At 65.8% G+C, this 15,529-nt stretch carries 14 protein-coding genes; 12 read left to right on the forward strand and 2 right to left on the reverse strand.

Features of this window, described 5'->3' with window-relative positions; translation table 11 throughout:
- Window positions 1-128: 128 nt before the first annotated feature.
- Complete coding sequence (locus LH128_RS14025) at window positions 129-1,907, reverse strand: tetratricopeptide repeat-containing sulfotransferase family protein (protein WP_008830303.1); 1,779 nt, start codon at window positions 1,905-1,907, stop codon at window positions 129-131.
- A gap of 249 nt (window positions 1,908-2,156) precedes the next feature.
- Here LH128_RS14025 and LH128_RS34545 point away from each other — a divergent pair, with 249 nt between their 5' ends.
- Both LH128_RS34545 and LH128_RS14035 read left to right on the forward strand, forming a co-directional pair.
- Window positions 2,157-2,297: a hypothetical protein gene (locus LH128_RS34545; RefSeq protein WP_248005850.1), complete on the forward strand. Its 141-nt coding sequence runs from the start codon at window positions 2,157-2,159 to the stop codon at window positions 2,295-2,297.
- A gap of 163 nt (window positions 2,298-2,460) precedes the next feature.
- Complete coding sequence (locus tag LH128_RS14035; RefSeq protein ID WP_008830304.1) at window positions 2,461-4,266, forward strand: DEAD/DEAH box helicase; 1,806 nt, start codon at window positions 2,461-2,463, stop codon at window positions 4,264-4,266.
- A gap of 226 nt (window positions 4,267-4,492) precedes the next feature.
- On the opposite strand, the gene purL is transcribed toward LH128_RS14035, so the two are convergent.
- Window positions 4,493-6,652 carry a phosphoribosylformylglycinamidine synthase subunit PurL gene (gene purL, locus LH128_RS14040; protein ID WP_008830305.1) on the reverse strand — a complete coding sequence of 720 codons (2,160 nt, stop codon included), beginning with the start codon at window positions 6,650-6,652 and terminating at the stop codon, window positions 4,493-4,495.
- 183 nt (window positions 6,653-6,835) lie between these two features.
- Here purL and LH128_RS14045 point away from each other — a divergent pair, with 183 nt between their 5' ends.
- From LH128_RS14045 to tgt, 10 genes are all read left to right on the forward strand, one after another.
- Window positions 6,836-7,081 carry an exodeoxyribonuclease VII small subunit gene (locus tag LH128_RS14045; protein WP_008830306.1) on the forward strand — a complete coding sequence of 82 codons (246 nt, stop codon included), beginning with the start codon at window positions 6,836-6,838 and terminating at the stop codon, window positions 7,079-7,081.
- A complete protein-coding gene (locus tag LH128_RS14050) occupies window positions 7,078-7,986 on the forward strand; it encodes a polyprenyl synthetase family protein (RefSeq protein WP_008830307.1) in 909 nt (302 codons plus the stop codon). The genes LH128_RS14045 and LH128_RS14050 overlap by 4 nt, the downstream gene beginning before the upstream one ends.
- Entirely contained in the window at window positions 7,986-8,504 is a 519-nt protein-coding gene (gene coaD / locus LH128_RS14055) for a pantetheine-phosphate adenylyltransferase (protein WP_008830308.1), read from the forward strand. The genes LH128_RS14050 and coaD overlap by 1 nt, the downstream gene beginning before the upstream one ends.
- 112 nt (window positions 8,505-8,616) lie before the next feature.
- Window positions 8,617-9,318, forward strand: a complete 702-nt coding sequence (locus LH128_RS14060) for a peptidylprolyl isomerase (RefSeq protein ID WP_008830309.1) — start codon at window positions 8,617-8,619, stop codon at window positions 9,316-9,318.
- 162 nt (window positions 9,319-9,480) lie between these two features.
- The gene (queA, locus tag LH128_RS14065; protein ID WP_008830310.1) at window positions 9,481-10,509 is read left to right on the forward strand and encodes a tRNA preQ1(34) S-adenosylmethionine ribosyltransferase-isomerase QueA; all 1,029 of its coding nucleotides are present in this window, start codon (window positions 9,481-9,483) and stop codon (window positions 10,507-10,509) included.
- Window positions 10,510-10,618: 109 nt separating this feature from the next.
- A complete protein-coding gene (locus LH128_RS14070) occupies window positions 10,619-11,284 on the forward strand; it encodes a thermonuclease family protein (RefSeq protein ID WP_051211497.1) in 666 nt (221 codons plus the stop codon).
- 78 nt (window positions 11,285-11,362) lie between these two features.
- The gene (locus LH128_RS14075) at window positions 11,363-12,325 is read left to right on the forward strand and encodes an ABC transporter ATP-binding protein (protein WP_036523021.1); all 963 of its coding nucleotides are present in this window, start codon (window positions 11,363-11,365) and stop codon (window positions 12,323-12,325) included.
- Window positions 12,322-13,095 carry an ABC transporter permease gene (locus LH128_RS14080; RefSeq protein ID WP_008830313.1) on the forward strand — a complete coding sequence of 258 codons (774 nt, stop codon included), beginning with the start codon at window positions 12,322-12,324 and terminating at the stop codon, window positions 13,093-13,095. The genes LH128_RS14075 and LH128_RS14080 overlap by 4 nt, the downstream gene beginning before the upstream one ends.
- Window positions 13,096-13,119: 24 nt before the next feature.
- Window positions 13,120-14,148 carry a DUF481 domain-containing protein gene (locus LH128_RS14085; RefSeq protein ID WP_327195164.1) on the forward strand — a complete coding sequence of 343 codons (1,029 nt, stop codon included), beginning with the start codon at window positions 13,120-13,122 and terminating at the stop codon, window positions 14,146-14,148.
- A 123-nt stretch (window positions 14,149-14,271) separates the two neighbouring features.
- The gene (gene tgt, locus LH128_RS14090) at window positions 14,272-15,402 is read left to right on the forward strand and encodes a tRNA guanosine(34) transglycosylase Tgt (protein WP_008830315.1); all 1,131 of its coding nucleotides are present in this window, start codon (window positions 14,272-14,274) and stop codon (window positions 15,400-15,402) included.
- Window positions 15,403-15,529: the final 127 nt, after the last annotated feature.

The following is a 15,529-nucleotide window of genomic DNA, read 5'->3' on the forward strand; positions in this document are numbered from 1 at the left end:
CCGCTTCCCCCTGTAATTGCCTGATCGGGAAGCGGCCACAATTCATGAGATTTGACAATAGGTCAGCAATCGAACGCTAATTGTGCAGTGCAATGTATGACATTTTCGCCACAATTTTCAGAGCCGCTTCACCGTGTCGCATACGTCTCCGGCAGATCGCCAAGTGCCCGGCGCAGCGGGCCGAGCCAGGCGTCGTAGGGGCGCCACTGGTCCACGCCATCGCGATTGAGGGGGCGGCGCACCTGCTCGCTCGACGCGGTTCGAACTGCCCTGTCGTTGCGATGGAACTGAAGGCACCCTTCCTCGAAATCGAGAGCGAGATAAGCGAGAAGGGCGCGCACTTCCGCTTCGGGATCGTCCAGCAAGCGCTCATGAATTACCCGATGGATCCGTCCGGGCATGATCACGTCGTAATGTGCCATGGCGCGGACATATTCGGCATAGTAGCGTCCGATGTGCTCCAGATCGTAAGAGAACGCCTGCCCTTTCGCGAAATGCTGCCGGAAATTCGAGAAGCAGCAGTCCAGCGGAGCGCGGCGAGCGTCGATGATCCTGGCATTGGGGAGGATTGCGGCGATGAAGCCTGCATAAGCCCAGTTGTTGGGAAGTTTGTCGGTGTAGAACGGCTTGTCTGTCTTGCGCTGGATGCGGGTGCGCTCGATGAACTCGGCGCCCAGTTCGGCAAGGCGGGAAGGGGGCATCGCGGCGAGCGCTTCCGGCCATTCCCGTGCGCTGCTGCCATAGGCCTGTGCTTCCCGCATGGCCATGGCTGGAATGTCTGGGAGTTCCATGGTGCCTTCCACCCGGGAATGGCTCGACAGAATCTGTTCGATGAGCGTGGAGCCTGCGCGCGGCAGGCCGAGGATGAAGATCGGGTCGGGGCAGGGATGGCCTGCCCCCTCGATCCGGGCAAGCAGTGTGGGGGTTACCGCTGCGATCACGGCATTCACCTGTTCGCGCACGACCTCCGGATCGAAATCGAGCTGTTCGCGGCGCACACGATTACCCGTCTCGTAGTGCTTGAAGGCGAGGTCCGCCACATTGCGATCGTCCAGCGCCTTGCCAAGTGCAAAGTGCAGGTGCAGGCGGTCGTCGTCAGAGAGCGTCTCGTCCTCCAGCGCGGCTTCCATAGCGGCGAGATCCGCGTCGCTGAACTGCCATGTCTTGAGGTTCGCCAGGCTCCACCAGACTTCCCCGAGCCCCGGTTCGATGGCGATTGCGCGGCGGTAGGCGGCAACGCTTTGCGCCTGCTCGCCCAGCGTCTTGAGAATGTGGCCGTAGCTCATCCAGAGCCTGGCGTGATCCGGAAACGTTTCCGTGAGGTCCGCATAGATGCGCCGCGCTTCGGCATAGTCGCCTATCCGTCCCAGCGCCGCCGCACGCAGGTTCAGATCGCCCGCCTGTGCTTCGCCTTGCGCGAGCACTGTGTCGAGAACGGCGACGGCCTCTGCGAAACGGTTCTGCCGATAGAGCGCGATGGCGAGGTTGGCGCGTGCCGCCGTGAAACCGGGGGCCAGTTCGAGGGCGCGGCGCAGCAGTGCCTCGGCATCGCGATAGCGGCCGATGCGGCCCGCCAGCTCCGCCATCATCCGGATCGCCGCCACATCGGTGGGCTGGGCGCGAAGCCTCTGTCGCAGGCCGGCTTCTGCCACGGGCAGATCACCGGCGAACAAGGCCCGGGCAATGATGACAAGGTCCGGGTCGTGCGCCGAAGCGCGGATTGCGTCTCCTTCGGCCATAATCGCCTCTTTGTCGCGCCCCAGGGCCCGCAGCGCCCGCCCAAGCATCCGGTAGGCCACGGCATTGCGGGGTTCGCGCAGGATTCTGGCGCGCAAGACCGGCACTGCGCGTGCAGGGTCGGCAGCGACCAGGGCGGAGATCGAAACGGCGTCGGCGGGGCGATTCATCTGCGTCCGGTTATGGGCAAGTCACGACATCATCACAAGCACGCCCGCCGCATCGTCCCGCGCTTGTGCATCTTGCAGGATTATGACAGCCTCTCGTGTGACTTGATCGCCGTAAAAGGGATCGTTAGCCGGGCGCTCCGCAGGCCGGGCTGACAACTCCAGGGGGTGAATCTCATGCGCTTAAGTACTGTGCGAAAAGGAATTTTTAAGACGCGATTGCCGGGTCTTGGAGAGTGTGCCCGTGTCGATATGAGTGCAGGCGATGCCGCGCCTTATCTTGAGCGGGACATGTACGTTCTGCTCGGTTTCGAGCCGAGTTTCGACCAGTTGCCCGAGCAATGCGCCGATGCGAAACCGGCATCGCGTCCGCTTTGGGCAGAGCAGTCCTGATCCCGTCAATCGGCACGAATCGTCGCGAAAGTGAAATTGGAGCGCGCAAATTCACGCGGTTTGGTCTATGGGCCGCCCAACAGGTGAGCCCGAGGGCCGCCACGCAGCCCTCCCTATGCTCTTTGAAAGCCGCCTCGAAGCGGCAGGACCCGTTGACCCTATAATGACTTTTCCGCAGATTCCCGCGCCTCTCGCCGAAGCCCTCACCGGACATGGCTATGAAACCCTGACCCCTGTTCAGGCCGCCGTGACCGAATCGGAGGCGCATGGCCGCGACCTCGTCGTCTCGGCGCAGACCGGCTCGGGCAAGACCGTCGCCTTTGGCCTTGCCATGGCCGACGAACTGCTCGCCGACGACGAACTCGCCTTCGCGGTCAAGCCGCTGGCACTCGCCATCGCGCCGACCCGCGAACTGGCGCAGCAGGTCAGCCGCGAGCTGGAATGGCTTTATGCCAAGACCCACGCCCGCATCGTCACCTGCGTCGGCGGCATGGACCCGGTGAAGGAGCGCAAGCAGCTGGAACGCGGCGCGGCGATCGTCGTCGGCACGCCGGGCCGTCTGCGCGACCATCTGGAGCGCGGCAAGCTCGACCTCTCGGCCCTGCGCGCCGTCGTACTCGACGAAGCCGACGAAATGCTCGACATGGGCTTCCGCGAGGATCTGGAAGAACTGCTCGACGCGACGCCGGAAACCCGCCGCACGCTGCTGTTCTCGGCGACCATGCCCCGCCCGATCGAGGCGCTGGCCCAGCGTTACCAGAAGAACGCGCTGCGCATCTCCACTGTCGGCGAGAACCGCGGCCATGGCGACATCGCCTACAAGGCTGTCACCGTCGCGCCTTCCGACATCGAGCATGCGGTGGTGAACCTGCTGCGCTTCTACGATGCCGAGACCGCGATCCTGTTCTGTGCCACGCGCGACAACGTGAAGCACCTGCATGCCACCCTGGTGGAGCGCGGCTTCTCGGCCGTGGCGCTTTCGGGCGAGCATTCGCAGAACGAGCGCAACAACGCGCTGCAGGCGCTGCGCGACCGCCGCGCCAAAGTCTGCGTCGCCACCGACGTCGCCGCGCGCGGCATCGATCTGCCGTCGCTCAGCCTCGTCGTCCACGTCGAGATTCCGCGCGATGCAGAGACCCTGCAGCACCGCTCGGGCCGTACCGGCCGCGCGGGCAAGAAGGGCACGGCGGTCCTGCTGGTGCCGTATCCGCGCCGCCGCCGCGTCGAGATGATGCTGCGCGGCGCCCGCATCGAGGCCGAGTGGGGTGAGGCCCCGACGCCCGAGGCGATCCGTGCGCAGGACCGTGACCGCCTGCTCGAAAAGCTGCTGGCGCCGGTCGAAGTCGAGGACGACGACCGCGAACTGGCGAAGGTCGTGCTGGAAACGCTGAGCGCAGAGGACGTCGCTGCCGCGCTTGTGCGCGCGCACCGCGCCGCGATGCCGCAGCCCGAGGAACTGCTCGGCAATTCGCCCGAATCCCGCCAGAAGCGCGAGCGTCCGGGCTTCGACGACGTCGTGTGGTTCCGCATGAACGTGGGCCGCGACGAGCGGGCCGAAGCGCGCTGGATCCTGCCGGTGCTGTGCCGCCGCGGCCATGTCACCCGCGATGCGGTCGGCCAGATTCGCATCAACGGTGACCAGACCTACTTCCAGATCCCTGCCGCGCAGGCCGAGCAGTTCGAACGCGCCGTCGCCCGCACCGCGCGTGAAGACGGTGAGTACGAAGCCACCATCCTCATCGAGCGTGCGCCTGATGCGCCGCGTGACGCCGCCCGTCACCGCAGCCGCGACCGCGAAGGCCCGCAGGGTCGTGGCCGCCGTCCGCACGGCAATGGTCCGCGTTCCGATGGTCCCGGCGGCGAGGGCTCGGCCCCGTACCGCGCGCGCCCGACCGGTCCGCGCCAGGACCGTCCGGCGGGTGGCGGCGGCGGCAAGCCGTTCCACAAGAAGCCGAAGAAGAGCTGGTAAGGTACTGAAAACACGGGGGGCGACCCTTCGACAAGCTCAGGGTGAGCGGGGTTGGTGTAAACCGCCCCGTTTCCAAGGTGGCGCGAGTTCGAAGGCAAACCTCCCGTCCCCGCTCAGGCTGAGCTTGTCGAAGCCCCATCGGCCAGACGCGAAGCAAAAGAAAACCCCGGCCGCTCCTTCGAGCGCCGGGGTTTTCTTTTGTCCCGAAGGGCCGGGGGAAGGGCTCTCAGCCCTCCATCCAGTCCTTGAAGAATGCCTCGTTGGCTTCACGCAGCGCGGCGATCTCCACGCCTGCAACGGCAGTGCCGCCGACGGTGCCAATCTTCACCGCTTCCGGCAGGACAGTCCCCGCAGGCGCGGTTACGACGTAGCGCGACTGGTCCTCGCCGAACGCCTGCGCGGTGGTGAGGTCCGCGTCCAGCGTGCAGCCGAGGCCGCTTGCCAGCGCCATTTCGGCCAGCGCGACGATCAGGCCGCCGTCGCTGACGTCATGGACCGCCGTGACCTTGCCTTCGCCGATCCAGCCGCGAACGAGGCCGCCATTGTGGGCTTCCAGCTTGAGGTCGACCTTCGGCGCCTCACCGGCTTCCTGACCGCCGATGTCCTTGAGCCACAGCGACTGGCCAAGGTGCGTTCCTTCGCCGCCGAGCAGGAAGATTTCCTCGTCCTCGGCCTTGAACGCCACTGTCGCCATCTGGTCATGGTCGGCGAGGATGCCGACGCCGCCGATCGCTGGGGTCGGCAGGATCGCAGAGCCGCCGCCGGTGGCCTTCGATTCGTTGTAGAGCGAGACGTTGCCCGAGACGATCGGGTAATCCAGCGCGCGGCACGCATCGCCCATGCCGTTCAGGCAGCCGACGATCTGTGCCATGATCTCGGGGCGCTGCGGGTTCGCGAAGTTGAGGCAGTTGGTAATCGCCAACGGCAACCCGCCGACCGCGCTGATGTTGCGGTAGGTCTCGGCGACCGCCTGCTTGCCGCCCTCGTAGGGGTCGGCGTAGCAGTAGCGGGGCGAGCAGTCGGTGCTGATCGCCAGCGCCTTCTGCGTGCCGTGGACGCGCACTACGGCTGCGTCGCCGCCGGACTTCTGCATCGTGTCCGCGCCGACCTGGCTGTCGTACTGCTCCCAAATCCACTTGCGCGAAGCGAGGTCCGCTCCGCCCATCAGCTTGATGAGGTCGGCGCCGAGATCGGTGCTTTCCGGCACCTCGCCGAGCGCCGGGACGGCCGCCCAGGCCTTGTATTCCTCAGGCGAGACGTAGGGGCGCTCGTACTCCGGCGCATCATCGGCGAGGGGGGCGAGCGGGATGTCGCAGACCACTTCGCCGTCGAATTCCAGCACCATGTGGCCGGTGTCGGTGACTTCGCCGATGACCGCGAAGTCCAGTTCCCACTTCTTGAAGATGGCCTCGGCCATGGCTTCCTTGCCGGGCTGGAGCACCATGAGCATGCGCTCCTGGCTTTCGCTGAGCATCATTTCGTAAGGCGTCATCGCCTCTTCGCGGCAGGGCACCTTGTTCATGTTGAGGCGAATGCCGGCGCCGCCCTTGCTGGCCATCTCGACCGACGAGGAGGTGAGGCCCGCCGCGCCCATGTCCTGGATCGCGACGATCGCGTCGGTCGCCATCAGTTCGAGGCACGCCTCGATCAGCAGCTTCTCGACGAAGGGATCGCCGACCTGCACGGTGGGGCGCTTTTCGTCGATGTCGTCGCCGAAGTCGGCCGAGGCCATGGTGGCGCCGTGGATGCCGTCGCGGCCGGTCTTGGAGCCGACGTAGACGATCGGGTTACCCAGGCCGGTGGCGGCGCAGTAGAAGATCTTGTTCGTATCGGCGACACCGACGGTCATCGCGTTGACGAGGATGTTGCCGTCGTAGGCCTTGTGGAAGTTGGTCTCGCCGCCCACCGTGGGCACGCCCACGCAGTTGCCGTAGCCGCCGATGCCTGCGACCACGCCCTTGACGAGGTGCTTCATCTTCGGATGGTCCGGACGGCCGAAGCGCAGGGCGTTCATGTTCGCCACCGGGCGCGCGCCCATCGTGAAGACGTCGCGCAGGATGCCGCCGACGCCGGTTGCAGCGCCTTGATAAGGCTCGATATAACTGGGGTGGTTGTGGCTTTCCATCTTGAAGATGGCGGCCTGCCCGTCGCCGATGTCGATCACGCCCGCGTTCTCGCCAGGGCCGCAGATCACCCAGGGGGCTTCCGTCGGGAGCTTCTTGAGGTGGAAGCGGCTCGACTTGTACGAGCAGTGCTCCGACCACATCACCGAGAAAATGCCGAGTTCCACGAGGTTCGGCTCGCGGCCCAGCGCATTCAGGACGCGCTCGTATTCTTCGGGATTGAGGCCATGCGCCTCGACGACGTCAGGGGTGATTCCGCTCATGGGGGAGCCCTTAGCCGCGTCTTTCCGGCTGCGCCAGAGCGTATGGACATAACGGCACTCAACGGCACCTAAAGGGGGTCTAGAAGAGGGGCTGGGCAGCACCAAGGTCTTCCATACGACGTTACGGCCGGTAAATACTGGCCCCACCTTGACCGTTACTGCGCCGAGCGCCATTGCTTGCCCATGGAATCCGAAACTTCGACCATCGACACGCTCAGCTTCGAGGATGCACTGCGCGCGCTGGAAACCATCGTGCGCCAGCTCGAAAGCGGCGACGTGCCACTGGAAGATTCGATCTCGCTCTACGAAAAAGGCGAGAAGTTGCGCCAGCATTGCCAGAAGCGCCTCGACGCTGCGCAGGCGCGGATCGAGCGTATCGTCGCCGGGCCGGACGGCGCGGCGGCGGGCACCCAGCCTTTCGACCTGTGACCGAAGTGGCCGCGCCTGATTCGCTGCTGGCCGAGGGTCTCGCGCGGATCACCGAGGAGATCGACGGCGCCTTCGACGCGCTGCTCGCCGTTCCCGACGATGCCCGCGCTAAGCTGGTGGAGGCGATGCGCTATGCCGCGATCGGCGGGGGCAAGCGGCTGCGTCCGCTGCTACTCGCCAGCGTCGCCGAGATGTACGACGTCCAGCGCGAAGCTGCGATCCGGGCCGGTATCGCCATCGAATCGATCCACGTCTATTCGCTGATCCACGACGATCTGCCGTGCATGGACGATGACGCCCTGCGCCATGGCAAGCCGACGCTTCATCTGGCGTTCGACGAGGCCACTGCCGTGCTTGCAGGCGATTCGCTGCACGCCTTCGCTTTCGAGGTCCTGTCCGATCCGGCGACCACGCCCGATCCCTTTACCCGCATCGAACTCGTCCGCACGCTCGGCCACGCCAGCGGCGCGCAGGGCATGGCAGGCGGGCAGATGATGGACCTCGTCGCCGAAACCAGCGAGTTCGACCTGCAGACCGTCACCCGCCTTCAGCAGCTCAAGACCGGCGCGCTGCTCGGCGCGGCGGTGGAGATGGGCGCGATCCTCGGCCGCATTCCGCCGGAGGGGCGCACACATCTGCGCGGCTATGCCCGCGACATCGGGCTGGCCTTCCAGATCGCCGATGATCTCATCGACCACGAGGGCGACGCCGCTCTCGCGGGCAAGGCCGTGGGCAAGGACGCGGCGGCGGGCAAGGAAACCTTCGTCTCGCTGCTCGGCCCCGAACGCGCCCGCGAACAGGCGCGCATGCTGGTCGAGCAAGCCGTCGGCCATCTCGCCCAGCATGGGAAGGAAGCCGACCTGCTTCGCGCCGTTGCGCGCTATATCATCGAGAGGGATCACTGATGGCTTCGGCTGAGCGTATCGGCGTCTACCCCGGCACTTTCGACCCGATCACGCTGGGCCATGCCGACATCATCCGGCGCGGCGCCAAGCTGGTGGACAAGCTGATCATCGGCGTCACCACCAACCCGTCGAAAAACCCGCTGTTCACGCCGGACGAGCGCATGGCCATGGTCGAGCGCGAGGTCGCGGCGATGGGGATCGACAACGTCAGCGTCGTCGGCTTCAATGCGCTGCTGATGAAGTTCGCCCAGAAGCAGGGCGCCAGCGTGATCGTGCGCGGCCTGCGCGCGGTGGCGGACTTTGAATACGAATACCAGATGGCCGGCATGAACCAGCAGCTCAATTCCACCATCGAGACGGTGTTTCTGATGGCGGACGTCAGCCTGCAGCCGATCGCGTCCAAGCTGGTCAAGGAAATCGCGATGTTCGGGGGCGACATCGTGAAGTTCGTCAGCCCGGCGGTACGTGAGGACGTCGTCGGGCGGATCGCGCAAAACGGATTATTGGGGGACTACTGAGCTTGCGCGGATGGGCGGGTCCGCGTGGAAATCATTCATTGTGCCGACAGCGGGGGCGCTTTATCGCGTCCGATTACGCGGCTCGGCCGTTCATTGCCCAGGTGACAGATACATGAAGTTTCGCCTTCCCCTGACCGCGCTGATGCTCGGCGCCGCCCTCGTCGCGGCCCCGGCCATCGCGAAGGACAAGGACAAAAAGGACGAGGCAGCGGCCACGCCGACGCCTCCGCCCCTGCCGACCACGATCGACACCGACATCACGCATGAGCCCGAGAACGTGCTCCTGCTTGACTTGTCGGACGGCGGCCGCGTCGCCATTCGCATGATGCCGCAGTGGGCTCCGCACCATGTCGAGCGGGTCAAGACGCTGGCGGCGCAGGGCTTCTACAACGGCCAGATATTCCACCGCGTGATCGACGGATTCATGGCGCAGACGGGCGATCCGACCGGCACCGGGCAGGGCGGCTCGCAGCTTCCCGACCTTCAGGCCGAATTCAACACGATGCCGCACCTCCGCGGCACCGTTTCGATGGCGCGCACCAACGACCCGAACAGCGCCAACAGCCAGTTCTTCATCGTGTTCTATCCGCGCTTCGCGCTGGACAAGAAGTACACGGTGTTCGGCCGTGTGATCTCGGGCATGCAGTACGTCGATGCGATCCATCGCGGCGAGCCGCCCGAGGACCCGACGAAGATCGTCCAGGCCTCGCTGGCGTCGGAGAACAAGCCTGCTCCGGCCGCGCCGGTGGCTCCGGCGGCGCCAACGCTGAAGGCGCCTTCGATTTCGGACCTGAACAACTCCAAGTCCAACTGAGCCAATCGTGTCGTCCCGGGCTCGCCCGGGACCGCTGGCCGTGAACAACTCCTCTTCCGGCGGGGCACCCGTGGCCGGGGGCGCCTAAAGACAGCCACCGGTCCCGGATCAAGTCCGGGACGACGCCTTGCCCGCAGCCCCGCTCTGGTCTAGCGCGCCGCCATGCGCGTAGACCTCTTCGACTTCGACCTTCCGCCCGAGAGCATCGCCCTGCGTCCGGCGCGTCCGCGCGATGCGGCGAAGATGCTGGTGGTGGACGGCGACACTCCCTTCGCCGACCATCACGTCCGCGACCTGCCTGCTCAACTGCGCGCAGGCGATGTCCTCGTCTTCAACGACACCCGCGTCATCCCCGCCCAGCTTGAGGGCACGCGCGGAGAAGCGCGCATCGGCGCCACGCTCCACAAGCGTATCGACCTTCGCCGCTGGCAGGCGTTCGTGCGCAACGCCAAGCGCCTGCGCGAGGGCGATCGCATCGCTTTCCCGGCGGAGGTTACCGCCATCGCGGAAAGCCGCCTGCCCGACGGCAGTTGGACGCTCGCCTTCGAGGGCGACGAGCCGGTCGAAGTCCTGCTCGAACGTGCAGGGAGGATGCCGCTGCCGCCCTACATCGCGGGCAAGCGACCCACCGACGAGGCCGACGCCAGCGACTACCAGACGATGTTCGCGCGCGAGAAGGGCGCTGTCGCCGCACCCACCGCGGCGCTGCACTTCACCCCCGAACTGGTCGAGGCGCTCGACGCGGCGGGCGTGGCGCGCGAGACGCTGACGCTCCACGTCGGCGCAGGCACCTTCCTGCCGGTGAAGGCCGACGACACCGTGGACCACCAGATGCACGCCGAGTTCGGCCGCATCGATCAGGCCACCGCCGACCGCCTCAACGCCGCGCGCGCCGCCGGTGGCCGGGTGATCGCAGTAGGCACCACCTCGCTGCGCCTGCTCGAAAGCGCCACCGGCGAAGACGGCGTGATCCGTCCGTTCGAGGGCGACACCGCGATCTTCATCACCCCGGGCTACCGCTTCCGCGCGATTGACGGGTTGATGACCAACTTCCACCTGCCCAAGTCCACGCTGATGATGCTGGTTTCGGCGCTGATGGGGCTGGAGAAGATGCAGGCGGTCTACGCCCATGCCATCGCCAACGGCTATCGCTTCTACAGCTACGGGGATTCCTCGCTGCTGCTTCCGTGACTTGCGTGGTTACGGGAAGGTTACGGATGGCTGTTAAATTGCTGTAAGCCTTTGCGGCGCACTGTCGGCCCCAATGCCCGGGAAGGTCCGGGCGCATGGGGGCGGCCACATGAAATCCTGGATATTGCCGGCATTGCTCGTCGCGGCGGTGTCTCCCGCATCGGCGGAGGAATTCGCGGGCGCAGGCCGGGCCGTGGATGGCGACTCCTTGTTCGTCGGCGGGCGTGAGGTGCGTCTGTTCGGCATCGATGCACCCGAATATCGCCAGACCTGCCGCGTGAACTGGAGCAGCTGGAGTTGCGGCTCCGACGCAGCCGCTGCCTTGCGCGCCATGGTCGATGCCCGGCAACTGACCTGCTCCTCCCGCGACCGCGATGTCTATGGCCGGACGGTCGCAAGCTGCCGGGCAGGGGGCGTGGATCTTGCGGCGGCGATGCTGGAAAAGGGGCTGGCGATTGCGCTCGACAATGCGCCTGCCAGCTATGCCGCGCTTGCCGATCACAGCAAGGCGCAGCGCGCGGGCATCTGGGGTTCCGAGTTCGATGTGCCCGCGGTCTATCGAGCCGCCAATCCGCGTAATTCAGGGCCGCGCGTCGTGTCCGCCACCGTGGCGCGCCCGGTTGCAGCGCGGCCGGTCGCCTCCGGCGTATTCCATAATTGTGCCGAAGCGCGTGCCGCCGGTGCTGCTCCGGTGCGACGCGGGCAGCCGGGTTATAACCCGCAACTCGACGGCGATAACGACGGGATCGCCTGCGAGCCCTATCGGCGGCGCTGATCTCCTCAACGCCGCATTGCAAAAGATACTGCGTCCGGGGGCTTGGAACCGGAACGTTTCGGCCCCATTCATGCGCCTATGCAGCCTATCCTCGAAATCAGCGGCCTGACGAAGACTTACGCAGGCGGTTTCACGGCGCTCAAGGGCGTCGACCTCACCATCAACAAGGGCGAGATTTTCGCCCTCCTCGGGCCGAACGGCGCTGGCAAGACCACGCTGATCGGCGCGGTCTGCGGGATGGTCCGGCCGACCTCGGGCACGATCACCGCGTTCGGCGAGGACATGGGCCGCCACTGGCGCACGCTGCGCAAGCGTGTTGGCCTTGTGCCGCAGGAACTGGCGACTGACATGTTCGAGCCGGTGCTGCGCTCGGTCAACCATTCGCGCGGGCTCTTCGGCCTCGCCCCCAACCCGGCGCTGGTCGAGGACATCCTCAAGGCGCTCAGCCTCTGGGAAAAGCGCGACGAGCAGATCCGCAACCTCTCGGGCGGCATGAAGCGCCGCGTGCTGATCGCCAAGGCGCTGGCGCACGAACCCGAACTGCTGTTCCTCGACGAGCCCACCGCAGGCGTCGACGTCGAACTGCGCCGCGACATGTGGAAGCAGATCGCCCTCCTGCGCGAGCGTGGCACCACGGTGATTCTCACCACCCACTACATCGAGGAAGCCGAGGAAATGGCCGACCGCGTCGGCATCATCCGCAAGGGCGAAATCCTGATGGTGGACGAAAAGGCGGCGATGATGGAACGCCTGGGCCGCACCGAAGCGCTGATCTCGCTCGCGCAGCCGCTGGCCGAAGTTCCCGCCGGGATCGCGGCATTCCCCGTGACGCTTTCCGAGGACGGCCGCACGCTCGTCTATCGCGGCGGCGGCGGGGAGGGGGCGTCTGCGGGCACCGCCGAAGTCGCCGAACTGACCAAGGCCCTGACCCGCGCCGGGATCGACTACACCGCGATCGACATCCACGAATCGAGCCTGGAGGACATCTTCGTGAACCTGCTCGAAGGGCCCGACGCGCCTGTTCAGGAGACTGCGGCATGAGCCTGTTCAACGCCCGCTCCGCCTGGACCATCTACAGGCAGGAACTGATGCGCGCCTTCCGTACGGCGATGCAGTCGATCCTCGCGCCGGTGCTGACCACCACGCTCTACTTCGTCGTCTTCGGGGCCGCGATCGGCGGCCAGATGAAGAGCGGGGTGGACGGCCTCAATTACGGCGCGTTCATCGTACCGGGCCTTCTGCTGCTGACGATCCTGGGCGAGAGCGTCTCCAACGCCAGCTTCGGCATCTACATGCCCCGCTTCACCGGCGCGATCTACGAGCTGCTCTCCGCGCCCGTGGGCGTCGCCGAAACCCTCGTCGGCTTCGTCGGCGCGGCGGCGACCAAGTCGCTGATCCTTGCCGCGATCATCCTCGCGACGGCCAGCTTTTTCGTCGATTACTCGATCGCGCATCCGGTCTATGCGTTCTTCTTCGTGCTGCTGGTTTCAGCCAGTTTCTCGCTGTTCGGCTTCATCCTCGGCATCTGGGCGGACAGCTTCGAGAAGCTGACGATCGTGCCGCTGCTCATCCTGACCCCGCTGACATTCCTCGGCGGCACGTTCTATTCGATCGACATGCTGCCCGAGCCCTGGCGTCAGGTGGCGATGGCGAACCCGGTGGTCTACCTCGTCAACGGGCTGCGCTGGACGTTCTACGGCAGTTCCGACGTGCCGATCGCGCTGTCGCTCGGCCTGACGCTGCTGTTCCTCGTCCTTTGCGTCGGATTCATCACATGGATCTTCAAGAGCGGGTGGCGTTTGCGCACGTGACGCGTTAGCGTTTGCAGCATGACGATGCTCCGACCGGTCCTCTCCGGCCTTCCCGTTATGCTGCTTGCCGTTCCCGCCCATGCGCAAGTGCACCAGTTCGACGAGCCGCTCGTTCTGGTCCCGCTCCCGCCGCCGCCGCTGGTGCTCGACCTGCCGGATTATCCCGAGTTCGTGCCTTACGTGAGGGCGGAGCGGCCGCGTCTGCCGCTGGCGGTGCGCGCACTGCTGGAAGCTGCGATGAAGACCGACGACGGGGCCTCCGTGTCCGCGATGGTCAAGTTCGCGCAGCAGACCCAGCCTTACGACAAGGACGAGATCCGCGACATGCAGCGGGCCTACAACGACCGCCGCGCCAAGGAGATCGCCGCCAAGACCGAGGCGGAACTGGCCCGCATCCGTGCCTCGGGTGTGCTCGAACTGTGGAAGGGACAGATCGAGGTCGGCGCCTTCCGCTCCACCGGAAACACCGAGAACTTCGGTTTTACCGCTGCCCTCAAGCTCAACCGCAAGGGCATCAAGTGGGAGCACATCATCCAGGCCAACGCCGACTATCAGGAAGATCGCGATACGGTTACCCGCGAACAGTATTCTGCCAGCTACCAGCCGCGCTACACCCTGAACGACGGCTTCTTCACCTATGGTCGCACGCAGTACGAGCGTGACCGCATTCAGGGCTTCGCTGACCGTTACACGCTCTCGGGCGGTCTCGGTTACCGGGTGCTCAACCGTCCCGCCATGACGCTGGCGCTGGAAGCAGGTCCGGCGTTTCGCGCCACCAACTATGTGGACGACGTCAACCAGACGACATGGTCGGTGCTGACCTCGATCGACTTCGACTGGACGATCAACCCGACTATCAAGCTGACGCAGGACGCCAGCAGCTACATCGGGTCGGACAACAACACCTTCACCTCGATGACCGCGATCGAGGCCGGCATGATGAGGGGGCTGAAAGCTAAGCTGTCCTACTCCATCGAGCATGAGACTCGTCCGCCCAGCGGATCGCTCAAGACCGACACGATCTCGCGCTTCTCGCTGGTCTACGGGTTCTGATCGTCCTCCTTCCTCTCGTCACCCGCGAGCGCTTAGCTGCGCTCGCGGGTGACGGAGGGTGCGGCGAAATCGTTGGCGATCGGATGTTTCCACCGCGCCTGAAAATGCTCTAAGGGCGGCGCCATGAAGCCTCGTTTCCAGTTTTCCATCCACGCCACAGACGGCAAGGCCCGTACCGGCACCATCCAGATGCGTCGCGGTGAAATCCGCACGCCCGCTTTCATGCCGGTCGGCACCGCCGCCACCGTCAAGGCGATGAAGCCGCAGGACGTGCGCGCGACCGGCGCCGATATCCTGCTCGGCAATACCTATCACCTGATGCTGCGCCCCGGCGCCGAGCGCGTCGCGCGCCTCGGTGGCCTGCACAAGTTCATGAACTGGGACCGCCCGATCCTGACCGACAGCGGCGGCTATCAGGTGATGAGCCTGTCGGATCTGCGCAAGATCACCGAGGAAGGCGTGACTTTCGCCAGCCACATTGACGGCTCGCGCCACATGCTAAGCCCCGAGCGGTCGATGGAGATCCAGCGCCTGCTCGGCTCCGACATCGTCATGTGTTTCGACGAGTGCCCCAAGATCGACCAGCCCCGCGACGTCATCGCCCGCTCTATGGAAATGTCGATGCGCTGGGCGAAGCGTAGCCGCGACGCCTTCGACACCGGTGGCGCGCATGCGGAAAGTTCCGCCCTGTTCGGCATCCAGCAAGGCGCGCTCGACGAAGGCCTGCGCAAGACCAGCGCCGATGCCCTGACCGAGATCGGCTTCGACGGCTACGCGATCGGCGGCCTTGCCGTGGGCGAGGGACAGGAGGCGATGTTCGCCACGCTGGAATTCGCCCCCGGCCAGCTTCCCGCCGACCGTCCGCGCTACCTGATGGGCGTGGGCAAGCCCGATGACCTCGTCGGCGCGGTGGAGCGCGGCGTCGATATGTTCGACTGCGTGCTGCCGACCCGCTCGGGCCGCAACGGGCAGGCCTTCACCTGGAACGGCCCGCTCAACATGCGCAACGCCCGTCACGCCGAAGACACCGGCCCGATCGACGAGCGCTGCAAGTGCCCGACCTGCGGTACGTACACCCGCGCCTACATCCACCACCTCATCAAGTCCGGCGAGATGTTGGGCGCGATGCTGCTGACCGAGCACAATCTCTCGTTCTACCAGCAACTGATGCAGGGCATGCGCGACGCGATCGCAGAGCAACGCTTTGCGGCGTTCGCGGCCGACTTCCGGCGGGACTATTTCCGCAAGGAATGATCGGTCGGAGCGGAGCATGGACGACAGTACCGGCACCATCGTTCGCGACCGGACACTGACGCGCGCCGACTTCGAGCGGCTGCCCGATTCCGTGCGCCATCTGGTCGGTTGCGATCTGGATGAGGCG

The organism is Sphingomonas sp. LH128, from assembly GCF_000293195.2.
Classification (GTDB): Bacteria; Pseudomonadota; Alphaproteobacteria; order Sphingomonadales; family Sphingomonadaceae; genus Novosphingobium; species Novosphingobium resinovorum_A.

Excerpts from the sequence above, each read along its gene's own strand:
- tgt (WP_008830315.1), top strand. The coding sequence starts at position 14,272 with ATGAAGCCTCGTTTCCAGTTTTCCATCCACGCCACAGACGGCAAGGCC.
- LH128_RS14035 (WP_008830304.1), top strand. The coding sequence starts at position 2,461 with ATGACTTTTCCGCAGATTCCCGCGCCTCTCGCCGAAGCCCTCACCGGA.
- LH128_RS14085 (WP_327195164.1), top strand. The coding sequence starts at position 13,120 with ATGCTCCGACCGGTCCTCTCCGGCCTTCCCGTTATGCTGCTTGCCGTT.
- LH128_RS14045 (WP_008830306.1), top strand. The coding sequence starts at position 6,836 with ATGGAATCCGAAACTTCGACCATCGACACGCTCAGCTTCGAGGATGCA.
- LH128_RS34545 (WP_248005850.1), top strand. The coding sequence starts at position 2,157 with ATGAGTGCAGGCGATGCCGCGCCTTATCTTGAGCGGGACATGTACGTT.
- purL (WP_008830305.1), bottom strand. The coding sequence starts at position 6,652 with ATGAGCGGAATCACCCCTGACGTCGTCGAGGCGCATGGCCTCAATCCC.
- LH128_RS14080 (WP_008830313.1), top strand. The coding sequence starts at position 12,322 with ATGAGCCTGTTCAACGCCCGCTCCGCCTGGACCATCTACAGGCAGGAA.
- LH128_RS14075 (WP_036523021.1), top strand. The coding sequence starts at position 11,363 with ATGCAGCCTATCCTCGAAATCAGCGGCCTGACGAAGACTTACGCAGGC.
- coaD (WP_008830308.1), top strand. The coding sequence starts at position 7,986 with ATGGCTTCGGCTGAGCGTATCGGCGTCTACCCCGGCACTTTCGACCCG.
- queA (WP_008830310.1), top strand. The coding sequence starts at position 9,481 with ATGCGCGTAGACCTCTTCGACTTCGACCTTCCGCCCGAGAGCATCGCC.
- LH128_RS14025 (WP_008830303.1), bottom strand. The coding sequence starts at position 1,907 with ATGAATCGCCCCGCCGACGCCGTTTCGATCTCCGCCCTGGTCGCTGCC.
- LH128_RS14070 (WP_051211497.1), top strand. The coding sequence starts at position 10,619 with ATGAAATCCTGGATATTGCCGGCATTGCTCGTCGCGGCGGTGTCTCCC.
- LH128_RS14060 (WP_008830309.1), top strand. The coding sequence starts at position 8,617 with ATGAAGTTTCGCCTTCCCCTGACCGCGCTGATGCTCGGCGCCGCCCTC.